General features: G+C 72.4%; 14 protein-coding genes. 7 read left to right on the forward strand and 7 right to left on the reverse strand.

The features are described 5' to 3' along the window. Positions 1-8: 8 nt before the first annotated feature. From HZU84_RS01480 to HZU84_RS01500, 5 genes are read right to left on the reverse strand one after another with little or no spacing between them, the layout of a single operon-like run. Positions 9-602, reverse strand: coding sequence for a hypothetical protein (locus HZU84_RS01480; protein ID WP_149504000.1), 594 nt, complete (start codon positions 600-602; stop codon positions 9-11). Next, a complete protein-coding gene (locus HZU84_RS01485; RefSeq protein WP_149505276.1) occupies positions 599-1825 on the reverse strand; it encodes a PilW family protein in 1227 nt (408 codons plus the stop codon). The genes HZU84_RS01480 and HZU84_RS01485 overlap by 4 nt, the downstream gene beginning before the upstream one ends. After that, positions 1822-2250: a type IV pilus modification protein PilV gene (gene pilV, locus HZU84_RS01490; protein ID WP_244954282.1), complete on the reverse strand. Its 429-nt coding sequence runs from the start codon at positions 2248-2250 to the stop codon at positions 1822-1824. Before pilV ends, HZU84_RS01485 begins: the two co-directional genes overlap by 4 nt. Before the next feature lie 22 nt (positions 2251-2272). Beyond that, the gene (locus HZU84_RS01495; RefSeq protein ID WP_149503999.1) at positions 2273-2896 is read right to left on the reverse strand and encodes a prepilin-type N-terminal cleavage/methylation domain-containing protein; all 624 of its coding nucleotides are present in this window, start codon (positions 2894-2896) and stop codon (positions 2273-2275) included. After that, complete coding sequence (locus HZU84_RS01500; protein WP_149503998.1) at positions 2890-3339, reverse strand: type IV pilin protein; 450 nt, start codon at positions 3337-3339, stop codon at positions 2890-2892. The genes HZU84_RS01495 and HZU84_RS01500 overlap by 7 nt, the downstream gene beginning before the upstream one ends. A gap of 204 nt (positions 3340-3543) precedes the next feature. Between HZU84_RS01500 and HZU84_RS01505 the strand changes: the two genes are divergently transcribed. After that, a complete protein-coding gene (locus HZU84_RS01505) occupies positions 3544-4272 on the forward strand; it encodes a retropepsin-like aspartic protease family protein (RefSeq protein WP_180692744.1) in 729 nt (242 codons plus the stop codon). A gap of 18 nt (positions 4273-4290) precedes the next feature. On the opposite strand, the gene HZU84_RS01510 is transcribed toward HZU84_RS01505, so the two are convergent. Beyond that, complete coding sequence (locus tag HZU84_RS01510; protein ID WP_149503996.1) at positions 4291-6525, reverse strand: PhoX family protein; 2235 nt, start codon at positions 6523-6525, stop codon at positions 4291-4293. Positions 6526-6739: 214 nt separating this feature from the next. Here HZU84_RS01510 and HZU84_RS01515 point away from each other — a divergent pair, with 214 nt between their 5' ends. Further along, positions 6740-7012 (forward strand): hypothetical protein, encoded by a 273-nt coding sequence (locus tag HZU84_RS01515; protein ID WP_149503995.1) that lies wholly within the window; start codon positions 6740-6742, stop codon positions 7010-7012. A 17-nt stretch (positions 7013-7029) separates the two neighbouring features. On the opposite strand, the gene HZU84_RS01520 is transcribed toward HZU84_RS01515, so the two are convergent. Next, the gene (locus HZU84_RS01520) at positions 7030-9432 is read right to left on the reverse strand and encodes a UvrD-helicase domain-containing protein (RefSeq protein WP_149503994.1); all 2403 of its coding nucleotides are present in this window, start codon (positions 9430-9432) and stop codon (positions 7030-7032) included. 229 nt (positions 9433-9661) lie between these two features. Between HZU84_RS01520 and HZU84_RS01525 the strand changes: the two genes are divergently transcribed. The 5 genes from HZU84_RS01525 (at position 9662) to HZU84_RS01545 (ending at position 20793) form a co-directional block, all read left to right on the forward strand. After that, positions 9662-10111: a hypothetical protein gene (locus tag HZU84_RS01525; protein WP_149503993.1), complete on the forward strand. Its 450-nt coding sequence runs from the start codon at positions 9662-9664 to the stop codon at positions 10109-10111. Positions 10112-10529: 418 nt separating this feature from the next. After that, positions 10530-15221 (forward strand): SdrD B-like domain-containing protein, encoded by a 4692-nt coding sequence (locus HZU84_RS01530; protein WP_149503992.1) that lies wholly within the window; start codon positions 10530-10532, stop codon positions 15219-15221. A 50-nt stretch (positions 15222-15271) separates the two neighbouring features. Beyond that, positions 15272-18628, forward strand: coding sequence for a hypothetical protein (locus tag HZU84_RS01535; RefSeq protein WP_180692745.1), 3357 nt, complete (start codon positions 15272-15274; stop codon positions 18626-18628). Between the two features lie 6 nt (positions 18629-18634). Then, entirely contained in the window at positions 18635-19678 is a 1044-nt protein-coding gene (locus tag HZU84_RS01540) for an OmpA family protein (protein ID WP_149503990.1), read from the forward strand. 65 nt (positions 19679-19743) lie between these two features. Continuing rightward, positions 19744-20793: a patatin-like phospholipase family protein gene (locus HZU84_RS01545; RefSeq protein WP_149503989.1), complete on the forward strand. Its 1050-nt coding sequence runs from the start codon at positions 19744-19746 to the stop codon at positions 20791-20793. Positions 20794-20809 lie beyond the last annotated feature (16 nt).

Consider the following 20809-nt stretch of genomic DNA (forward strand, 5'->3'; position numbering starts at 1 on the left):
CGGCGGGGTCAGCGCGTCAGGGTGGTCTGGAAGAAGGCCTGGGTGCCGCGCGGGCCGGTGGCGCGCACGCTCACCCGCAGCACCGGCCGCACCTCGGACTTGACCAGGCGATAGCGGTCGTCGGCGGCGCTGTCGAGCAGGCTGCTGTCGATCGCGCAGGCGGTGGCCAGCACCTCGCCTTCGGCCAGGCAGAGCCGGTCGATGACCCAGCGCACCGTCACGCCGCTGGCGCTGTCGACCAGATCGGCGCCGGTCATGCCGGCCGCGGCGAAGGCCGCGTCGCTCAGCAGCAGCGTCGGAATGCCCTGGGCATTGCTGGCCAGGCGGCGGGCGGAGTAGTTGGCCGAGCCCAGCGAGCTCAGCCGCGCCGCCTCGGTCGACAGCGCGCCACTGGCCAGCAGCAGCCGCGCCTGCGCGAAGCCGCGCTCGGCCTGGTTGATCAGGTCGCGGCGCTGACCGTACTGACCGGCCTGCAGCAGCCCGACATCCAGCGCGCGGATCAGCGACAGCGCGCCCGCCAGCATGACTGCCAGCGCGATCAGCGTGAACAGCAGCGCCAGGCCCCGCATGCGGCGGCCGGGAAGACGGGGGCGGGCCTTCATTGCAGCATCAGCAGGTTGCGCATCGGCACGGTGATCTCCAGCGTGCGGTAGCGGAAGAGCCGCTCGGCCTTCGTCAGCGAGAGCGTCTGGCTCAGGCTGCTGCCCAGATCGGCGAACAGGGTCAGCGTGGCGTCGGTGGGCGGCTTGTCCTCGTCGGCATCCGGGTCGGGGCGGGCCGAGCGCATCACCAGGCCGACGCGCATCGCCACGATGGTGCGAAGCCGTGCGTTGGCGGCAGCCGAGCCGTCCATCAGCGCGGCGATGGCGTAGTCGCCGCTGGCGGTGGTCCAGCGGTCGAGCACCCGGTCGCCATCGGTGTCGATGCCGTAGCGGGCATGCAGCGCGAACACGCCGTCGGCCAGGGCCTGCAGCGCCGGCGTGCTGGTCTGCAGCAGGTCGTAGGTGGCCAGCAGCCCGCCGTCGCCGACGCCGACGAGCTGCATCAGCGGCGGGTTGCCGTTGCCGACATGGCCGATCGCATGCGCGGTGGCCGAGACCGAGAAGCCGGTCAGCGCCGCGCTGTCGACGGTGGCGGCGTAGTAGGTGCCGGCCAGCGGCACGCTGCCGCGCCCGGCGCTGGCGTCGAAGCTGGCGGAGACCTCGCTGATCAGGCAGGGCGCGGTGCCGGTGGCCGCAGGCTGGCGGTCGCCGATCAGCAGCAGCTCGCCGCCGCTCAGGCCCACGGTGCTGTCGAGGTTCAGGGTGGTGGCGCTGGCATCGCCGGCGAAGCCCATCGGCATCTCGGACTGCCCGCTCTGGCCGCTCATCAGGATCAGCACGTCGGAGGCGCGCCCGCTGAGGTCGGGCGTGGTCTGGCCGGCGGCGATCAGCGCCGGCGCGAGCCGGAACACCCCGCTGCTGCCGGTGCTGACCGCGGCGAAGGGCGCCGGCAGCGGCGAGCCCGCCGGCCGCGGCAGGATCTGGGTGCCCGATCGCACCGCATGCAGCCGGCAGCCGAACAGGTGCGAGGCCGACTGCGCATAGCCCGAGCCGGCGCTGCGCAGCATCCGGTCGAGCTGCGACATCGCATGCGCGCCGACCTGCAGGGTGTCGCCGCCGTCGAGCGTGCGCCGGCGGCTGGTCTCGCCGGCGCCCAGCACGCCCACCACCGCCAGCGTGATGAAGGCGCAGATCAGCAGCGCCACCAGCAGCTCGACCAGCGTCAGGCCGGCCTGATGCCCGCGCCGAGGCCGCTGTCCCGGACGGGATGTTCCTGCACTCATGGCAGCACCACCCGGGTCTGGTACTGGTGGCTGCCCAGCGCCGCATCGCGCGAGGGCGGACGCCAGCGCACGGTGATGGTGACGCCGCCGCCGCTGTCGGGCGTGCCGACCGTGCCGGTCGCGTTGGGCAGGCCGTGGGTGGCGGTGTCCTGCACCTGGGCCTGCCAGGTGGCGATCACGCTGGCCGGCAGGCTGACGCTGCCGCGCAGCCACATCTCGCTGCCCAAGCGCTCGGCCAGCAGCGCCGCGCGCAGCCGGTCCTCGGCATCGACCGCATGCTGCAGCGCCCGGCCATGCAGCGCGGCCAGCCCGAGCACGCCGATCGACAGCACCAGCAGCGCCACCAGCACTTCGATCAGCGAGACGCCCCGGGCCGGGCGGCGGCGTTCCGCGCCGGGGCGAGGGGAATGCATCGCGGAAGACATCGTCCTGCTCCTTCCGGCCGGCTCAGCAGCCGTCGGTCTGGCCGGCCGCCAGGGAGCGCGCCGGGTCGCAGACGCGCACCCGCCCGCCGGCGAAGACATGCACCTCGAGCGGTCGATCGGCGCCGGCGGCGCTGGCGCGATAGACGATCGGGCGGGTCAGCGTGGTCGGCGCGCTGCAGTTCGCGCCCAGCCCGGTGCTGCTGCTGCTGACCGGCCGGCCGATCATGTTGAAGCACAGCAGCGCCGGACCGCTCAGCGTGACCTGCTCCTGCCGGGCCTTCGAGCTGCCCAGGATGAAGAGCGTGCTGTCGCCGGTCGCCTCGCCGGCCAGGCGGGGCAGGGCCTGAGCGAACCAGGCGCTGCCATCCGCGCCCGGCGCGGAGCCGAGGTCGGGCGTGCCGGCGGTCAGCGCGAACACCGTCAGCCGGTGGCGTCGCAGCGCCTCGGCCTGGGTCAGGCGCAGATCGTTGCCGATCCGCTCGGCCACGCCTCGCACCCGTGCATTGGCCGCCCAGGTGGCCAGCGGCGGGGTGGCGGCCAGCAGCAGCAGCGCGAGCACGCCCAGCGTCACCAGCAGCTCCACCAGCGTGAAGCCGCCGGGCCGGGCGGGCCCGCGCCGATGCACGGAGGGCTCAGGCTTCAGCATGTTCTCCCGGCGCGCAGGATCCAGCAGCCCGCGGGGGCTGTGCCCCAGTCGGCCGGCAGCGCGGTGCTGCGCTCGCGGCCGTTCTGGTCGAGGGTGTAGGCGAAGCCGGCGGTCGGGCCGCTGCCGGTGGCGGTGAGGGTGTAGCTCGAGGCGCTGGGCGCGCTGGCGCAGACCACCGTGAAGCTGGCGACCGTGCGGCTCTCGGTGCAGGGGCCGCCGGCGTAGCTGCCGTTGCTGAGGAAATGCTGCTCCATCGCCGCACGCACCTCGGACAGCGCCCGGGTGGCCTGGGCCACCTCGCCGCGCTGCACATGGCGGCGGTAGCTCGGGTAGGCGAAGGCCGCGAGGATGCCGATCACGGTGATGACGATCATCAGCTCCACCAGGGTGAAGCCGCGCGGCACCCCCTCGGGCGCATCGGGACGGGAAGGAACAGGGCTCACGATCACGGCTCTCCGGGCAGGCTGCGAGCGCGGGGCTCGTCCCGGGTTTGCGGCCGTCCGGACCCCGAACTTGAGCGGAAGGAAACGCCTGCGTGCCGCGCTTATCCCGGCGGTGCCGGCCCGGCGTGGCGCTTAGCCTCGGGCCGTTTTCTCGTCTCATCGTCCCGCCTTCACTTTTCGTCTGCCTTCAGCGGAGCCTCCTGGATGAACCCGAAGCCCCCCCGCGGGCGCTGGCTGCATGGCTGGCGCTGGCTCGCGCTGGCCGTCGCGGCCCAGCCCTGGGTGCTGTCCGCACAGCCCGCGCCCTCTGGCGCGCGGGTGCTGTCGAGCGGTGGCGATGGCGCCTCGGTCGCGCTGGGCGGGTCGATGGGCGAGCAGGTGGTGCTGATCATCGACGGCCGCACCCGGGTGGTCCGGGTGGGCGAGGCGGTCGACGGCATGGTGGTGCGCCGCGCGCCCGGCGGTGCGCTGCTGCTCGAGACCGGCCCGGGCCGGGCGCCGCAGCGGCTGGGCAGCACGCCGGTGCGGGTCGGCTCGCCCGCGCGCGGCATGCCGATGCCGGAGCGGCTGGTGCTGCAGGCCGGCGGCGACCGGCTCTACCGCGGCGAGGGCGAGATCAACGGCCGCGCGATCAGCGGCGTGGTCGACACCGGCGCAAGCGTGATGGTGGTGCCGGCGGCGCAGGCGCGCCGGCTCGGCCTGCCGGAGCAGGGGGGCCGCGAGGTCGACGTGCAGACCGCCGCCGGACGCAGCGTCGGGCGGCGGGTGAGGATCGACCGCGTGCGGCTCGGGCCGCTGGAGGCGCGCGATGTCGACGCGGTCGTCATCGATGTCGATCTGCCCTATGTGCTGTACGGCAACAGCTTCCTGCAGGACTTTCACCTGCAGTGGGGACAGGGGCGGCTGACGCTGTCGGTGGCGCCGCCGCCCTGAGAGCGGGCCTGAGGCCGCTCAGCTGCCGATGCGCCCGCCGTCGTTCTTCGTGATGACGATGGTGGCCGAGCGCGGGCGCTTGCCGGCGCCGTAGCCGGCGTTCGACGGCCACTGGCTGGTGTACTTCGTCGGGTCGGCGACATCGGCCATCTTCGTGTTCTCGCCCGGGTGCTGGATGTTGATGAACATCGTCTTGCCGTCCGGCGTCTCGGCCAGGCCGGTGATCTCGCAGTCCTTCGGGCCGACCAGGAAGCGCTTGAGCGTGTCGGCGGTCGGTGCCTTGCCGATGAAGGTGTCGATGCTCAGCGCGCTGCTGTGCGCCAGCGTCTTCTTCACGCCATCGCCGACCGTGCCGGGAATGCCCGCCAGCATCATGCAGTTGGTCGCGTCGGTGTAGGCGCCGTCGTCGGTCTGGATCCAGCAGATGCCGGTGGACGGGCTGAACTTCAGGCCGTCCGGGCTGGAGAAGTCCTGGTCGGCGGTCAGGCTGGACAGGTTGACCAGGCCGGTGTCGGCATCGGCCTGTGCGCCGAACAGGTAGATGTCCCAGGTGAAGGTGGTGGCGGCGGCGCTGCCAGCGGCTTCCTTGACGCGCAGGATGTGGCCGTTGACGTTGCCCTGCTGCGAGCTCGTGCCCTTCGTGTCGGTGTAGGCGCGCGGGTTGGCGCTGTCCGGCGCGAGCTGGCTGCTGCTGCCTGCGGTCGGGCTGACACGACGGTTGCTGTTGTTGGTCAGCGTGAAGTAGATCTCGCCGCTGGTCGGGTGGGTGGCGCACCACTCCGGGCGGTCCATCTTCGTGGCGCCGACCGCATCGGCGGCCAGGCGGCAGTTGATGCGGATGTCGGCCTCGTCGGCGAAGGCGTAGGCGGTGTAGGTCGCGGGGATCGCGGCCAGGTTCAGCTCGACCCACTGGCCGGTGCCGTCCGCGGCGAACTTGGCGACATAGAGCTTGCCGTTGTCGAGGTACTTGGCGCCGGTGGCCAGTCGGTCGACAGGATTGGCGTCCGCGGCCGACCAGGCGGCGTCGGAGACGAACTTGTAGATGTACTCGTTGCGCGAGTCGTCGCCCATGTAGACCGCGAGCTTCTCGCCGGCCTTGGCCAGCGAGAAGGCGGCGCTCTCGTGCGCGAAACGGCCCAGCGCGGTGCGCTTGACCATGCGGCTCGACGGCCGGTAGGGGTCCATCTCGACGATGTAGCCCATGCCGTTCATCTCGTTGCGGTAGTCGTCGGTGCCGTCGGTCGAGGTGCCGGTCTTGGCGTTGATCCAGCGGGCGTAGATGTCGGCGGTGCCAGCGGTTTCCCAGCCGTGGCGCGAGGCAGCGCCTTCGGCACGGCCGTAGCGCTTGAGCGCGACCACCGACTTGTCGTTGCCGCGGGCCAGGTCGTCGCCGGCCGGGCGGGTGAAGTAGCCGAACCAGTTCTCCTCGCCGGTCAGAAAGCTGCCCCACGGCGTCTGGCCGGTGCCGCAGTTGTTCAGCGTGCCGCGGGTGCGGGTGCCGTCGATCGAGTACTTGGTCTTCAGTAGCGCATGGCCCTTGGCCGGGCCGCCGATGTCGACTTCGCTCAGCGCGGTGACGCGGCGGTTGAAGGTCGAGTTCTGCACATAGGCCCAGGTGCTGCCGGTCTTCTTGACCTCGACCACCGCGACGCCGTGAATGGCGGTTTCCTTGTCCACTTCCGAGGTCGGGCGCGGCAGGGTCGCCGTACCGCCGTTGGCGTGCAGGAAGAAGGACGAGCGGGTCTCGTCGGTGGTGGCCTCGTGGTTGATGGCGAGCAGGCCACGGTCGTTGGCGCTGGTCGAGGGCTGGCCGTCGGCCGACAGGCCGAACCACTCCATGCCGTCATGGTGGTCGCCACCGCGGTTACCGAAATCGGTGTCGGTGCCGTCGTTCTTGTAGGCGGCGGTCGAGGCGGTCAGCGGATCGCCCAGCGCGTAGACCACGGTGGCGGTGTAGCCGGCGGCCAGCGTCACCTTGTCTTCCATGCTCTTGGGCACTGCGGTGAAGCCGAGCTTGGACAGCGCGCCGGCGTTGGGCGTGGTCGGGGCCGGGGTGTCGTCATCGCCGCCGCCGCAGCCGGCCAGCGCGACGCTGCCGAACAGGGCGGTGGCCGCGGTGCCGACGCTGCCGCGCAGCAGGCCGCGGCGGCTCAGGCGCGCATCGAGCACCGTGGCGAAATGCGGGTTGTCGCTGGTGTTGCTGTCCTCTTCGGCGCGAGCGGCGAGGTGGCTGAGATCGACGGGCTTGTTCATGGCGGAGGGTTGCTGTCGGGTGAAGAGAGGTAACGGACGGCGCGATGGTGTGCGGCTTGCGTGAAAAATCCGTGACGGATTCACGACGGCTGAGTGACTGATCTCGGCGTGAACACCGTGGCTTCACCCGCGACAATCACCCACCTTGTCCCTGCTGACCGCTTCCGCCATGAACATCGCCTCGACATCTCCTGATCTTCGCCGCCGCCTGGCCGTGACCGCGCTCGCTCTGCTGCCGCTGACGCTGGCCGGCTGTGGCGTGGTGGCGGTGGCCGGCTCGGTGGCGGGCGCGGCGATCACCGTCGGCAGCACGGCGGTGTCGGTCGGGGCCACCGTGGTCAGCACCGGCGTCAAGGTGACCGGCAAGGCGATCGGCAAGACCCTCGACGCGGTCAGCGGCGAGCCGGCCGCCGCCGCGGCCGAGGGCGGCGGCATCGTCGTGGCGCCGCTGCCGGGCGAGCCCGGCGCCAGCGTGCCGGCGCGCTGAGTCTGGCGTGGCGCGCGTCAGTCGTCGATCGGCGTGAGCTTGGCCACCGACAAGGCCAGCCACTTGGTGCCGTGACGGCCGAAGCTGACCTGGGCGCGCGCGTCGGCGCCGCTGCCCTCCAGCGCCAGCACCACGCCCTCGCCGAACTTGTTGTGGAACACGCGCAGGCCCTTGCGCAGGCCCTGGCCGCTGGGGTCGGGCTCGCGCCGCGGCGGCAGCGGGGCGGGCGCCGGGGCCGGGGCCGCGCTGCGGGCGAAGCCCGATGAGCCGCCGCCGTAGCTGCTGCCCCGGCCGGACCCGCCCCCGAAGCCGGAGCCTGAGCCGAACCCGCCGCCAAATCCACCCGAGAAGCCGCCCGAGAAGCCGCCTTCCTTCGGCGTCAGCCATTTCAGCGCGCCCTCGGGCAGCTCGGCCAGGAAGCGGCTGCGCGCGTGGTAGCGGGTCTGGCCGTGCAGCATGCGTGTCTGGCTGAAGCTCAGGTGCAGGCGCTGGCGCGCGCGGGTGATGGCCACATACATCAGCCGGCGCTCTTCCTCCAGCCCGTCGGGCTCGGCGGCGGCGTTCTCATGGGGAAACAGGCTCTCCTCCAGCCCGGTGATGAAGACCGCGTCGAACTCCAGCCCCTTGGCTGCGTGCACCGTCATCATCTGGATCGCGTCCTGGCCGGCCTGGGCCTGGTTGTCGCCGGCCTCCAGCGCGGCGTGGGTCAGGAAGGCGGCCAGCGGCGAGATGATCTCGCCGGTGTCGGCATCCGGCAGCAGGCCGGCGGTCTCGTCGACCGGCAGCGCCACCACCTCGCGGCCGAAGCCCTCGACCGTCACGAAGGATTCGGCGGCGTTGACCAGCTCCTCCAGGTTCTCCACCCGGTCCTGGCCCTCGCGCTCGGCGCGGTAGAAGTCGATCAGGCCGCTGGTGTCGAGCACATGCTCGATGATCTCGCGCAGCGTGCGCCCGCGGGTGTCCTCGCGCAGGCCGGCGACCAGCCGCACGAAGTTCGCCATCTTGGTGCCCGCCGCGCCGCCCAGCGCCCCGACCGACTGGTGCAGGCTGCGCCCGGTGGCGCGCGCGATGTCCTGCAGCTGCTCGACCGAGCGTGCGCCGATGCCGCGCGCGGGGAAGTTCACCACCCGCAGGAAGCTGGTGTCGTCGTCCGGGTTCTCGATCAGGCGCAGATAGGCCAGCGCATGCTTGATCTCGGCGCGCTCGAAGAAGCGCAGCCCGCCGTGGACGCGGTAGGGCACGCCAGCGTTGAACAGCGCCGTCTCGATGACACGCGACTGCGCGTTGCTGCGGTAGAGGATGGCGATCTCCGCGCGGGCGGTGCCGGCGCGGTGCAGCTGCTCGGCCTGCTCGAGCACCCACTGCGCCTCGGCGAAGTCGCTGGGCGACTCGTGCACCCGCACCGGTTCGCCCGGGCCCGCCTCGGTGCGCAGGTTCTTGCCCAGCCGGCCGGTGTTGTGCTCGATCAGCGCATTGGCCGAATCCAGGATGTTGCCGAAGGAGCGGTAGTTGCGCTCGAGCTTGATCCGGTGGCGCACCCGGTACTCGCGCTCGAAGTCGGCCATGTTGCCCACGCGCGCGCCCCGGAAGGCGTAGATGCTCTGGTCGTCGTCGCCGACCGCGAAGATCGCGCCGGTGGCGGCCTCGCCCAGCGCGTCGCGCTCGCCCGGCATCGCCGCGAACATCTTCAGCCAGGCGTACTGCAGCCGGTTGGTGTCCTGGAACTCGTCGACCAGGATGTGGCGGAAGCGCGCGCGGTAGTGCGCGCGCAGGTGCGGGTCGTCGCGCAGCAGCTCGAAGCTGCGCAGCATCAGCTCGGCGAAGTCGACCACGCCCTCGCGCTGGCACTGGTCCTCGTAGGCCTGGTAGATCTCGGCGAGCTTCTGCGTCTGGGCGTCGCGCACCTCGATGTCCTTCGGGCGCAGGCCGTCCTCCTTGGCGCCGGCGATGAACCAGGCGACCTGCTTGGGCACGAAGCGCTCCTCGTCGAGCTGCATCGCGCGGATCACCCGCTTGACGGCGCTGACCGCATCGCCCGCGTCGAGGATCTGGAAGGTCTGCGGCAGATTCGCCTGCTTCCAGTGCGCGCGCAGGAAGCGGTTGCACAGGCCGTGGAAGGTGCCGATCCACATGCCGCGCACGTTGAAGGGCAGCATCGCCGACAGGCGCGTGAGCATCTCCTTGGCGGCCTTGTTCGTGAAGGTCACCGCCATCAGGCCGCCGGGCGAGACCTGGCCGGTCTGCAGCAGCCAGGCGATGCGGGTGGTCAGCACGCGGGTCTTGCCGGAGCCGGCGCCGGCGAGGATCAGCGCGGGCTCGGCCGGCAGCGTCACCGCGGCGAGCTGTTCCGGGTTGAGGTTCGCCAGCAGGCGGGATTCGGGCGGCAGCGTGGCCGGGACGGGCGAGGACGACGGAAGCATCGCGGAATTCTACGGGGAGCCCCCAGGCCGCCGGCACCGTGCGCCGCCCGAGCTGAACGAGGGCGAAGAACGCCGGCGTTCCCGGTCGCGCGGCCCCGGATTCCCGTGTGGCCGCGCGACCCGGCCGGGGGGATGGCGGGTGGGCTGCGGGCTGAGAGCATGCCTGCCATCGGCCGATCCGTGCGATCGGTCACGAACAACCGCCTGAGCCGCCCGAGCCTTTTCGCCCATGAACACCTCCGACCTGCGCCGCCTGCTGCTGTTCACGCTGCTGGGCAGCCTCATGATGCTGCTGATGACCGTGCTGCATCTGGATCTGCCGACGCCGGACCTGCCGGTGCCGCTGGAGGGTGCGGCCCTGCCGGAGCAGGCCCGCACCGAGCGTCTGCAGGCCGAGGGCCGGGCGCTGTGGCAGGGCGACTGGGCGATGCAGGCCCGGCTGCCCGGTGCGGCCCGCGGCCTCGACGGTCAGGCCTCGCGCTGCGTGCGCTGCCATGGCGGCACCGCGCTGCCGCGCGCCCTGCTGACCCGTGTCGACAGCCAGGCCGGCCTGTGCCGGCTGCTGCGCGAGGGGGCTCGCGCCGACGGCAGCCGCATCGCGCCCGCCATGCCGCGCTATGACGCGACCGAATCCGACTGCGCCGCCCTGTGGATGCATCTGGCCGCGCCGACGCGCTGACGAATATCTCGACAACAGGATTTCGGGAATTTCACGATACCTAGGTACGGTTCATTCCAAAGTGGGAGTGGTCGTATATCCGATGCCGATGCAACAGGTTTTATGCGGCTGGGTACCGTGCTTGTGCCCTGTTGCTGGCTGTCGAATCAGGTTGCATGAAAACGTGATTTCTTAGCAGAATCGGGCCTCAAGTTCGCGGCCGACATGCCGCGTGCGGGTGAAGACGCTAGCCTTCGCGCCATGCCGCTCCTGTGGAGCCCCGGCGCAATGACTGGCTCGCGGACTGAGATACCCCTGGAAAGGAATCTCGGTCCTTTTCGGTGCGTCAAGGGTTTTCACCTATTCCTGCCCGATGTGTTGTCGGGACGGTCTGCAGGGCGGATCCGGATCAGAAGAAACAGAAATCAAGGCTGACCTCATGCTGGCGACTTTCTGCGGCTGGCGCCGCTCTTTCCTGCGACTCCTGTCGGGTGGCGCGCTGCTGCTGGCTTCGCTGCTGCTGGCTTCGCTGCCCGTGCGGGCGGCGGCCTTCGAATGGAACTGGGCCACCTCCACCTGCGAGGGCTCGACCGACGGCTGCCTCACCAACGGCACCCGGCGCTTTCCCGGCATCGGCTCCGGCTCGAACATGCGCGACATCCTGTTCACCCGGGTGTCGGCGGTGGGCAGCGCCACGCCGGACACGCCGCGCAGCGGCTTCGGCAGCAACTCCACCGGACCGCAGGACCATCTCGGCGGCGAAGTGCGAGGCGACATGACGGCCGGCGCGGTGTCGCAGGTGCGCTACCGCCTGACCTTCGTCGCGCCCGGCACCAGCACGCCGCTGGCGCTGCCGGTGCCGGTCTACATGACCAGCCTGGACACTGACGGGTTCAACTACCACGCCACCGGCGGCTTCCGCGAGCGCATCGAGTTCCACGGCACGCCGGCGGCCCTGCTGCCTGGCTCACAGCTCGAGCCCAGCACCAGCCTGGGCGGCGGGCAGGCCTTCCGCCCGGTGGTCTGCACCAATGGCACCGATGCGGGCTGCACCGCCTTCGGCGTCGGCGGCTATGCCTTCTATCCCGGCTTCAACAACACCATGGCGGTGCAGGTGTCGGCGATCTATCCGGCCGGCCAGACTTCGCTGGAGTTCAGCTTCGGCATCGAGGTGTCGGCGGCCGGCCCGGGCAACTTCATCGAGTCGCGCCAGTTCGGCATCCAGGTCGGCATTCCCGATCCGGATGTGCAGCCGGTCTTCTCGAACCTGCCCACTGTCATCCGCCCGGGCCAGACCTATACCGGCCTGACGCTGACTTGCTCCAATCCGGGGGCCACGGCATCGGCCCTGGCCACCAGCTGTGCGCCGACGGTCTCGACCGGCAGCATCAGCGCGCTGAGCTGCAGCCCGGCGGTGCCGGCCACGGTGGCGCCGGACGGTGCGATCACCTGCACCTTCAGCTATACCGCGCCCGGCACGCAGGGCGGCACCGACGAGGCGGCCACCCAGGTCGTCTTCACCGGCACCACCGGCTCGGTCAGCGACATCAACAAGACCAACGATGTCACCACCGCCAGCGCGCCGCTGATCGACGCGCTCGACGAGAGCCTGACGACACCGGTCGGCAGCGCCGCCTCGCTGCAGGTGCTGAGCAACGACGCCCGCGGCAGCAGCGCCGCCACCCTGGCCACCGTCTCGCTGGCCGCGGTCAGCCCGCCCACCGCAGGCTCCAGCTTCGATCCGTCGACCGGCCTGTTCAGCGTGCCGGCCGGCGCCGCGCCGGGCGTCTACAGCGTCACCTACCAGGTCTGTGCCCATCCGGCGGTGGTGCCGGCGGTCTGCGACACCGCGGTCGCCACCATCACGGTGGCCGCAGCCGACCTGTCACCGGTCTTCACCGGCCTGCCGACGGTGCTCGGTCCCGGCCAGACTTACACCGGCCTGACGCTGACCTGCACCAATGCCGCCAGCGCGACCACCGCGCAGGCGCCGGTCTGCCTGCCCTCGGCCTCTGCCGGCAGCGTCGGCAACATCGTCTGCAGCCCGGCGGGCGCGGCGACGCTGGCTGCCGGTGCCGCCATCCGCTGCACCTTCGACTACACCGCGCCCTTCACCCAGGGCGGCACCGACGATGCGGCCACGCCGGTCACCTTCACCGGCACCACCGGCGCCACCAATGACGGCAACGCCGACAACAACACCACCACCTCGGACGCGGTGATGATCGACGCGGTCGACGATGCGGTCGCGCGCACGCCGGGCCAGCCCGGCCAGACCAGCCCGGTCGGCGGCAACGACCAGTGGCCGACGGGCAGCAGCTTTTCCCGCATCGGAGGCAGCTGCACCAATGCCTCGGTCTCGGCCGATGGCACCGCCACCTTCGACGTGCCGGCCAGCGGCAGCTGCACCGTGCTCTACCGGGTCTGCGCGCCGACGCCGAACGCGACGTCCTGCGACACCGCGACGCTGACGGTCACGCCGTCGGCCACCTCGGCCGACCTGTCGGTCGCGATCACCGGCGTGCCGCCGACCGCCGCACCGGGCACTGTCGTCACCGGCACGCTGACCTGCACCAATGCCGGCCCGGATGCCGCGCTGCAGGCCACCTGTGCCGGCGGCGCCGGCACCAGCACCTCGAACTGCCGGGTCGGCGGCGTGGCGGTCACGCTGCCGCTGGCCAGCCTGGCCGCGGGTCAGGCGATCGTCTGCGACATCAGCGCCACCACGCCGTCCAGCGGCCGGCTGACCGTGCCGGCCACCACCGGCGCGTCCAACGACACCAACACCAGCAACAACAGCACCTCGGTCGAGGTGGTGGTGCTGGTCGGCCCGGACCTGCGGCTGGCCAAGTCGCATGAGCCGGCGCTGTTCATCGGCGGCCAGACCGGCCGCTACCTGCTGGTGGTGCGCAACGAGGGCGATGCGCCGACCAGCGCCGCCTACAGCGTCGAGGATCCGCTGCCGGCCGGCATGACGGTCGCCGCGCTGCCCGGCGGCAGCGGCTGGGACTGCAGCGCCACCGTCGTCGGCTCCAGCCGCCTGAGCTGCAGCCGTGCCGAGGTGCTGGCGGTCGGCCAGAGCGCGCCGGCGATCACGCTGGTGGTGAACGTGGCGGCCGCGGCCTGCGCCTCGCCCGATGCCAACGGCCAGTGCACCACCGTCAACACCGCCACCGTCTCCGGCGGCGGCGAGCATGCCTCGCGCCAGTCCGACAACCAGGGCAGCGATGCCACGCCGGTGCGCCTGGCCGGCTCGGTCAGCGGCCGGGTCTGGATCGATGCCGACCATGACCGGCGCCAGGGCAGCAGCGAGCGCGGCGCCAGCGGCGTGACCGTCGAGGTGATCAACGCGGCCGGCACGCTGGTCGGCAGCGCGCTCACCGATGCGCAGGGCGACTACATCGTGCGCGACATTCCGGTCGGCAGCTACACGATCCGCTTCCGCGACGCGGGCAGCGGCGCCTACTACGGCCGGCCGGTCTCGAACGATCCGGCCGGTGGCAACGATCCGACAGCCGACAGCGCCACCGGCGTCGTGGCGGCCGGCGTGCTGCAGGGCGTCAGCGTGCCGCTGGGCGCCACTCGCATCAACCAGAGCCTGCCGCTGGATCCGTCCGGGGTGGTCTACGACAGCGCCAGCCGCGCCGCGCTCGGCGGCGCCACGGTCGCGCTGCTGGACGCCAGCGGCGCGCTGGTGCCCTCCAGCTGCGTGGTCGGCGGCATCAACCGCCTGACCACCGTCGCCAGCGGCGCGCTGGCCGGCGCCTACAGCTTCCTGCTGCTCAATCCGGCGCCCGAAGGCTGTCCGGGCGCGGGCAGCTACCAGCTGCAGGTCACGCCGCCGGCCGGCTACCTGGCCAGCACCAGCATCCCGGCGCAGGCCGGCGTGCTGGTGCCGCCTGCCGGCTGCGTCGGCGGGGTCGGCGCCGGCGTGTGTGCGGTGCAGTCGCAGGCGCTGCCGCCCTCGGGCAGCGAGTCGACCGCCTACTATCTGTCGATCCGGCTGGACCCGGCCAGCGGTCCGGACGTGATCAACAACCACATTCCGCTGGATCCCTCGAGCAGCGGCACGCTGCTGGTGGTCAAGACCGGCGACCGCACGCAGGCGGAGATCGGCGACTCGGTGCGCTACAGCATCGCGGTTCGCCGCACCGACAGCGGCGGCGCGACGCTGCCGGCGGTCGAGATCATCGACACGCTGCCGGCGGGCTTCCGCTACATCGCCGGCACCGCGATGGTGGGCGGCGTGAAGATCGCCGATCCGAGCGGTGCGCCGGGCCCGGTGCTGCGCTTCCGGATCGGCGCGCTGGCGGCCGGCGCCAGCAGCACGCTGAGCTACCGGGTGCGCATCGGCGTGGGTGCGCAGCAGGGCACGGGCATCAACCGGGCCCAGGCCACCGGCACGCCGGGCGCGGTCTGCGGCAGCAGCGCCGATGCGCTGTGCTCCAACATCAGCCAGTTCCGGGTGACGGTCACCGGCGGCGTGTTCGGTGCGGAGGCCTGCGTGGTCGGGCGGGTCTTCGTCGACTGCAGCCATGACCATGTGCAGGGGCCTGAGGAGCCGGGCATTCCGGGCGTGCGCTTCTACCTGAACGACGGCACCTCGCTGATCAGCGATGTCGAGGGCAAGTACAGCGTCTGCGGCCTGGCACCGCGCACCGCCGTCATGGTGGTCGACGGCTCGACGCTGCCGCGCGGCAGCCGGCTCACCACCAGTTCGAACCGCAATGCGGGCGACGCCTTCAGCCTTTTCCTCGACCTGAAGAACGGCGAGCTGCACCGCGCCGACTTCATCGAGGGCAGCTGCTCGAACACCGTGCTCGAGCAGGTCAAGGCCCGCCGCGCGCGCGGCGAGACGCAGACGCTCGAGACCGAGAAGAAGGGCGGCCGGGTGCTGAAGTTCGATGGCAAGCCGGTCACCGCGCCGGCCCAGGCCACCGACAGCGCCCGCCAGCGCGGCAGCGCCGCCGGCCAGGGCGAGGCCGGTGCGGTCAAGCCGCGCCAGGCGGTCGGCACCGCAGGCACCGCCGGCGCCCGCACCGAGACCCGCGAGACGCTGCGCGAGCCGGTCTCGGTCAATCCGGCGTCCTCCGGCGCCACCGTGCCGTCGGCCGAGGAGGACGTGCGATGAGCCGCCTGCTGCCAGCCGACCGAACGAACCGATCTGTCACGACTGCCACGATGCTTCCGAACCTGTCGTCGCCCGCGCTGCTGCCGAAGCCGCTGCATCTTGCCGTGCGGCATGCGCTGCCCGCGCTGGCCGCGGGCCTGGCCCTGAGCGCCGGCCTGGCCCGCGCCCAGGTCGATGTCGATCCGGCGCAGCCGCTCGGCGAGGCACCGGGCCGCTACCGCCCGCTGTTCACGCTGCCCGAGCCGGCCGGCGCGCCGCGCATCCTGCTCGACGGCCAGTACGCGGCCAATGCCCGCGTCGGCCGGCTGGCGGTCGAGGTGCATGGCGCCGGTGCGCCGGCCGACGGGGTGACGCCGGTCGAGATCGTCGTGCGCGTCTTCGACCGCGAGGGCCGGCCGCTGCGCGAGCCGGTGCTGGTCACCGTCGAGCACCGTGGCGGCGCCCGGCTGCTGCTGCCCGAGGCCCGCACCGACGAGGACGGCGCCGACCGCCGCGACGTCGACCGCAGCGTGCCCGGCACGCAGCTGCGGGTCAGCGGCGGCGAGGCGCGCTTCAGCCTGATCGCACCGGCCCAGCCCGAGGATGTGCTGCTGCGCCTGAGCGCCGGCGAGGCCGAGGTGGCCGGCACCATCGGCTTCGATCCCGATGTGCGCGAGATGATCGCCGCCGGCCTGATCGAGGGCGTCATCGGCCGCAGCTCGCGGCGCTACGACGGCGCGGTGTCGCCGGCGCGTGTCGACGACGGTTTCGAGACCGAGCTGCGCCACTGGAGCCGCGACTTCGACAGCGGCCGCAGCCGCGCGGCGCTGCGCGCCAGCGTCTTCCTGAAGGGCAGGATCCGCGGCGACCGGCTGCTGACGCTGGCCTACGACTCCGACAAGGACACCCGCGCCCGGCTGCTGCGCGACATCCGCCCCGAGGCCTGGTATCCGGTCTACGGCGACGCCAGCGTCAAGGGCTTCGACGCGCGCAGCGCCTCGAAGCTCTATGTGCGGGTCGACCAGGGCCGCAGCTTCGTGATGTACGGCGACTTCGCCTCCGGCGAGGGCGTGACGCCGGCCGCAGGCGGTGGCGTGGTGGCCGGCACCCGGCTGCGCCAGCTCGGCAGCTACCAGCGCACGCTCACCGGTGTGAAGCTGCACCGCGAGAGCGCGGACGGCTTCGTCAATGTCTTCGCCAGCCGCGACACGCTGCGCCATGTCACCGAGGAGATCGCCGCCAACGGCACCAGCGGTCCGTTTGCGGTCGGCGGCACGCAGGCGCTCGAGAACAGCGAGCAGGTCCAGCTGATCGTGCGCGACCGCAACAACCTGAACACCGTGCTGTCGGTGACGACGCTGGTGCGGCTGAGCGACTACAGCTTCGAGCCCTTCAGCGGCCGCATCCTGCTGACCCGCCCGATCCCGAGCCAGGATGCCGACGGCAATCCGATCCACCTGCGCATCAGCTACGAGGTCGACCAGGGCGGAGACGCCTTCTGGCTGGCCGGGGCCGATGGCCAGATCAACCTGGGCGAGCGGGCCAGCCTGGGCGGCGCGATCATCGAGGACCGCAATCCGCAGGCGCCGTTCCGGCTCGCCAGCGTGCATGCGGGCGTGAAGCTGGGCGCGGCGACCGAACTGGTCGTCGAGGCCGCGCAGACCGAGGCGTCGCTGTCGGCGGTCGGCACCTCGCTGGTCGGCGCGCCGGTGCTGCCGGAGAGCGGCACCGCCACCGGCCGGGCCGCCCGCGTCGAGATCCAGCACCGTGGCGAGCGCCTGGAGGCACGGCTGCGTGCGGCGCGCACCGGCGCGGCCTTTGCCAACACCGCCGCCGGCGTGCAGCCCGGCAGCGAGCAGCTGGGCGGCTCGGTGCGCTGGCAGGCCGACGAGGACTGGGCGCTGCGCGTCGAGCTGCAGCGCGACCGCGACACCGCCACCGAGGCCCGGGCCAGCGGCGCCAGCCTCGGCGCCGACTACCGTCTGAGCCCGGCGCTGACCCTCGGCGTCGGCCTGCGCCGCATCGAGGAGAGCGGCCGCCTGCGGGGCGCGCTGGCCGGGCTGGCGGCCAATCCGTCGGCGGGCAGCCATTACGCGCCGGGCTCGGACGGCGGCTTCAGCGGCGCCGGCAGCACCACGCTGCTCAATGCCAACAGCGCGCTGGCCTCCTACGGCAGCGGCGCGGCGCCGGGCACGGTGCCCGACCTGGAGACCACCACCGCCTTTGCCGGCGCGAGCTGGCGGGCCAGCGATCGCTGGACGCTCAAGGGCCTGGCCGAGGCCGCGGTCGATGGCCAGGACCGCCACCGTGTCGAGCTGGCGGCCAGCTACCAGCTGGCCGAGCGGGCGCGCCTGTATGCGCGCGCCGAGCATCAGGACGGCCTGTCCTCGCGCTATGCGCTCGACGGCGCCAGCAGCCGCGGCCAGGCGATCGCGCTGGGCATCGACGGCCGCTACATGCACGGCGGCGATGTCTTCAGCGAATACCGCCTGCGCGACGCCAGCGACGGCCGCGCCTCGCAGGTCGCCACCGGCGTGCGCAATGTCTGGCAGCTGCGCCCGGGCTGGGCGATGAGCACCGGGCTGGAGCGGCTGCGCATTCTCGACGGCAGCGGCCAGAACGCCACCGCCGCGACGCTGGGCTCCGACTGGACCGACAGCGAGTGGTGGAAGCTCTCCGGCCGCCTGGAGTGGCGCCGGCTGGAGGCCAGCGGCGCGTCGACGACCACCAGCTCGGCGCTGACCGCGCAGGACAGCTGGCTGACGACGCTGACCGCGGTGCGCCGCCTCGACCGCGACTGGACCGTGCTGGCGCGCAACTACTACCTGGCGACCGACAACCACGGCGCACGACCGAACGGCTGGCAGGACCGCTTCCAGGTCGGTCTGGCCTGGCGCCCGGTCGACCACAACCGCATCGACGTGCTGGGCAAGTACGAATACAAGGTCGAGGACAACATCAACGCCACCGAGGAGTGGCGGCGGGTGCATGTCGGCGCGGTGCAGGCCAATGTGCATCCCGCGCGGGCCTGGTGGGCCTCGGGGCGGCTGGCGGGCAAGACGGTGTCCGAGCGCTTCCCGGTCGCCGAGGGCGGGGTGCAGGACCGCTACCGCGCCTGGCTGGTGAGCGGGCGGCTGATCCATGACCTGAGCGAGCGCTGGGACCTGGGCCTGCAGCTCAGCCTGATGCGAGGCCAGGCCAGCGGCCAGAGCGGCGCGTCCTGGCAGCGCTCGGTCGGGGTGGAGGTGGGCTATCTGGTGCAGTCCAACCTGTGGCTGTCAGCCGGGTACAACGCCAGCGGCTTCCGCGACCGCGATCTCTCGAGCGACTACACCGCGCGCGGTGCCTACCTGCGGCTGCGCTTCAAGTTCGACGCCGACCTGTTTGCCGGGGCCGACCCGGTCGTGAACCGCGCGCTGCCGCGCTGATCCATCATGAAGAACCTCCGCGTTTCCCTCTCCACGCTGGCGGCGGCGTCGCTGCTGACGCTCGCACCGGTGGCCGCCCGCGCCGATGCCGCCACCGATGGCCAGCTCGCCGCCGACCATGCCGCCTACCGCGCGCAGCAGCAGGCGATCGCCGACCTGAACGCCACCGGCCGCCACCCGCTGCGCAGCCATCCGCTGGCCAAGGCGCAGTGCTGGCTCGATGTCAGCTTCCATGAATACACCCGCAACGACCGCTCGGCCTTCCCGGCCGAGGCGCTGCACGAGTCGCGCCGCATCACCGGCTACCTGGCCGGCGGCGGCGTGCCTGGCGCCGAGGCCGATCCGTCGCGCCAGACGCCGCGGGTCAACGGCGCGGCGCGGCTGCGCGAGGACCTGTGGACCCGGCTGGGCGCGCTGCGCGAGCACCGCGGCTGGGCCTGCGCGCAGCAGCTCGCCGCCTGCGCCGAGGTCGAGCTGGTGCATGCCGGCAACGAGCACAACCAGCTCGGCTGGCGCCATGCCCGGCCCTACATCCAGATCGCCGAGGACCAGGTCGGCGATGCGGCCCGTGCGGCCGAACTGTGCCCGGTCGATCCGCCGCCCGCACCGCCGACCCCGCCGGCCCCGCCTGCGCCGCCAGTCCCGCCGGTGCCCCCGCCGGTGGTCAACGAGCGCATCGTGCTGAGCGCCAGCGTGCTGTTCGGCTTCGACCGCCGCGGCATCGACGACCTGCTGCCGGGCGGCCGCGCCCAGCTCGACCAGCTGGCGGTGCGGCTGGACAAGGTCTATGCACGCATCGACCGCCTCGAGCTGATCGGCCACACCGACCGGCTCGGCGGCGAGGCCTACAACCGCCAGCTCTCGCAGGACCGCGCCGAAACGATCCGCGCCTATCTGGCCAGCCGCGGCGTCGCGGTGTCGATGATCGCCACCGGCCGCGGCAGCGAGCAGCCGCTGGTCGAGTGCAGCCAGAAGAGCCCGGCGGCGCTGCGGGCCTGCCTGCAGCCGAACCGCCGCGTCGAGCTGGACATCACCGGCGTGCCGCGCTGAGGTCATCCGGCCGCGTGCATACTGCGGTGCAGCATGGCTTGGCTGCTGCCCGCGGTCTGCGCGCGATGTTCGACCTCCCGATCCTGCGCCGGCGTGTCCGGACCCCACTGCCGCTGAGCCTGGCACTGCAGGGCGGCGGCGCACACGGCGCCTATGCCTGGGGCGTGCTCGATGCGCTGCTCGAGAGCGGCCGCTTCGTGCCGCAGGCGATCAGCGGTGCCAGCGCCGGGGCGATGAACGCGCTGGTGCTGGCCGATGGCTGGCTGCGCGACGGCCCTGACGGCGCGCGCGAGGCGCTCGACGCCTTCTGGCACCGGCTCGGCGAGCTGCTGCCCACCCACTGGTTCGTCGTCGGTGACGAGCGCCGGCCCAGCCTGCACGGCGGCGTGCGCCTGGCGATGCAGTGGAGCCGGCTGCTGTTCGCGCCGCAGCAGCTCAATCCGCTCGACCTCAATCCGCTGCGCGACCTGCTGCTCGAGCGCATCGACTTCGAGCGGCTGCGCCAGGCGGATGCGCCGCGCCTGTTCATCGCCACCACCCGGGCCGATACCGGCCGGCTGCGGCTGTTCGACAACCGCCGACTGTCGGTGGAGGTGGCGCTGGCCTCGGCCTGCCTGCCGACGCTGCACCGCACCGTCATGATCGACGGCCTGCCGCACTGGGACGGCGGCTTCAGCGCCAATCCGCCGCTGTGGCCGCTGGTCGAGCACGGACCGGCCGAGGCCGATCTGCTGATCCTGATGCTGATGCCGCTGCGCTTCGCCGAGCTGCCCGGCGGGGCCGGCGCCATCCGCGAGCGCTCGCTCGACATCGCCTTCGGCGCGGCCTTCCAGCGCGAGGCCTGGCTGCTCGGGCGCGCCTGGCAGGATGCCCGCGCCGGCAGCGGCTGGTCCGCCGGGCCGATGGCACGTCGCTTGCGTGGACTGCGGCTGCATCTGATCGACGAGCGCCAGCAGCTGGCCGAACTGCCTGGCGAGTCCCGCCTGATCGCGCATCAGCCCTTTCTGACCCATCTGCGCGATCTGGGCCGACAGCGCGCCCAGGACTGGCTGGCGCAGCATCGTGAGGCGATCGGGCGACGTTCGACGGTCGATCTGACCGAAGCCTTCGGCTGAGGCTGCAGCCTCCCGT

The organism is Sphaerotilus sulfidivorans, assembly GCF_013426975.1.
GTDB lineage: Bacteria > Pseudomonadota > Gammaproteobacteria > Burkholderiales > Burkholderiaceae_C > Sphaerotilus > Sphaerotilus sulfidivorans.

Coding starts and splice junctions, on each gene's coding strand:
- HZU84_RS01525 (WP_149503993.1), top strand. CDS start 9,662: ATGAACACCTCCGACCTGCGCCGCCTGCTGCTGTTCACGCTGCTGGGC.
- HZU84_RS01530 (WP_149503992.1), top strand. CDS start 10,530: ATGCTGGCGACTTTCTGCGGCTGGCGCCGCTCTTTCCTGCGACTCCTG.
- HZU84_RS01485 (WP_149505276.1), bottom strand. CDS start 1,825: ATGAGTGCAGGAACATCCCGTCCGGGACAGCGGCCTCGGCGCGGGCAT.
- HZU84_RS01520 (WP_149503994.1), bottom strand. CDS start 9,432: ATGCTTCCGTCGTCCTCGCCCGTCCCGGCCACGCTGCCGCCCGAATCC.
- HZU84_RS01505 (WP_180692744.1), top strand. CDS start 3,544: ATGAACCCGAAGCCCCCCCGCGGGCGCTGGCTGCATGGCTGGCGCTGG.
- pilV (WP_244954282.1), bottom strand. CDS start 2,250: ATGTCTTCCGCGATGCATTCCCCTCGCCCCGGCGCGGAACGCCGCCGC.
- HZU84_RS01480 (WP_149504000.1), bottom strand. CDS start 602: ATGAAGGCCCGCCCCCGTCTTCCCGGCCGCCGCATGCGGGGCCTGGCG.
- HZU84_RS01495 (WP_149503999.1), bottom strand. CDS start 2,896: ATGCTGAAGCCTGAGCCCTCCGTGCATCGGCGCGGGCCCGCCCGGCCC.
- HZU84_RS01510 (WP_149503996.1), bottom strand. CDS start 6,525: ATGAACAAGCCCGTCGATCTCAGCCACCTCGCCGCTCGCGCCGAAGAG.
- HZU84_RS01540 (WP_149503990.1), top strand. CDS start 18,635: ATGAAGAACCTCCGCGTTTCCCTCTCCACGCTGGCGGCGGCGTCGCTG.
- HZU84_RS01535 (WP_180692745.1), top strand. CDS start 15,272: ATGCTTCCGAACCTGTCGTCGCCCGCGCTGCTGCCGAAGCCGCTGCAT.
- HZU84_RS01545 (WP_149503989.1), top strand. CDS start 19,744: ATGTTCGACCTCCCGATCCTGCGCCGGCGTGTCCGGACCCCACTGCCG.